Raw genomic sequence first — 315 nt, 5'->3', positions numbered from 1 at the left:
GTGAATTGGTGGCTTGGTTGCTATCTATAACTAACTGGGCACTGATCTCTTGTTTATCTTGACGAGCTTGACGCTGAGCTTGATCTAAAGATTGAATGGTTTCTTCTGTGGTGCCGTTATCGCGATCAACACCATTACGGCTAAAAATAATCAGTTGATCGCCATTATTAAGCGAGAGATTATTTGTTCCTGCAGGATTGAGTAACGCATCCGCTAGGCTAAATTGTAAAACTTTAATGTCACGTTGATGATTAATTTCTCTAACCACCAGCGCATAATCTAAATCAGCCGTTGGATTAAAAGCGCTGTCTTGAG

The 315-nt window shown here is 40.6% G+C and carries 1 protein-coding gene; it reads right to left on the bottom strand.

Annotated features, from left to right (window positions below; translation table 11 throughout):
* On the bottom strand, positions 1-315 hold a 315-nt coding region (locus Q5762_RS37700), incomplete at both ends, for a hypothetical protein (RefSeq protein ID WP_315896823.1).

Source organism: Streptomyces sp. P9(2023) (assembly GCF_032436795.1).
GTDB lineage: Bacteria > Actinomycetota > Actinomycetes > Streptomycetales > Streptomycetaceae > Streptomyces.
This window is presented reverse-complemented; position numbering and strand designations above follow the sequence as displayed.